The sequence below is a fragment of the Streptomyces sp. NPDC090445 genome (assembly GCF_044769385.1).
GTDB lineage: Bacteria > Actinomycetota > Actinomycetes > Streptomycetales > Streptomycetaceae > Streptomyces.
Genome location: NZ_JBIVXV010000086.1, coordinates 1 through 1,108, shown reverse-complemented (window position 1 = coordinate 1,108; position 1,108 = coordinate 1). Strand labels below are relative to the sequence as shown.

At 70.4% G+C, this 1,108-nt stretch carries 1 protein-coding gene; it reads right to left on the bottom strand.

Annotated features, from left to right (window positions below; all coding sequences use genetic code 11):
- Positions 1-1,108, bottom strand: a 1,108-nt coding sequence (locus tag ACIQUT_RS40320) for a LamG-like jellyroll fold domain-containing protein (protein ID WP_403570720.1), incomplete at both ends; no start/stop codon positions are given.

The window sequence follows — 1,108 nt, the reverse complement described above, 5'->3', positions numbered from 1 at the left end:
CCGAGCCGTCCGGGATGGCGGCGAAGCTGCCCAGCGGGGTGGTGCCCACGGCCGGCTTGGTGGTGTAGGAGGTGGTGTCTCCGCTCCAGGTGCCGGTGACGGGGACGACGGAGACGGTGTCGGCGGTGCCGGCCCCGCTCTGGGTCGAGGTCTTGACCTGGAGGGCGGCGGACTTCAGGACCTGCCCGGCCGGCGCGGCCGGCACGTTGAAGCGGAGGTAGGTCTGGTACAGCGGGTTGCCGCGGACGGCGAGCGAGGTGGCGGCGCCGTTGGCGGCGCTGGGGGCGCCCTGGTTGACGTAGGTGTCCTCGGTCGCGGTGACCTTGGAGACCGTGTCGGTGGGGGCCTTCGCCAGGTCGAAGTGGTTCTTGACCTGGGCCGCGGTGAGCACCTTCGGGTAGACGGCCGTCTCGTCGATCTGGCCGGCGAAGAAGTTGCTGGTGGGGCGGTTCGGCCAGCCGGACAGGTTGTCGCCGCCGACGTGCCAGTAGCCGGCGTACGACGCCGAGTCCGTGACGTTCAGGGTGCCCTTGTTCTGGCCGTCGACGTACAGCGCCATGCCCGACGGGCCCTGGGTGGCGACCACGTGGTGCCACTTGTTGTCGTTGTACATGTCGAGCAGGCCGGTGCTGATGGTCTTCGACGAGCCGCTGTACACGCCGAACACCAGGCGGCCGGTGTTGGTCATGTAGATCTGCTTGTCGAACGAGCTGCTGTTGCGCGTGGTGTTGTTGCCGAAGCCGACGAGCTTGCCGCCGCGCGTGGTGTTCGTCTTGAACCAGGTCTCGACGGTGTACGTGCCCGAGACGGTCTGGCGGTGGTCGCTGTGGACCTGCTGGCTGGTCCCGTTGAAGCCCATCGCGGTGCTCGCGCCGCTGACCGCGCCGGGCGTCTGGCGCAGGGCCGGGGCGTTGACCTGGACGCCGCTGGTGTTGCCGCCGTCGGAGGAGTCGGCCACGTACGGGCTGACGGTGTCGTCGTAGCGCCAGTACAGCTGGGCGCCGTCGGCGCGGACCTGGGCCGGGTAGGCCTGCGGCGTGCTCGGGACGGTCACGGAGGCGGTGGCCGACAGGGCGCTGGTGTTGCCGGCGGCGTCGGTGGCGGTGAC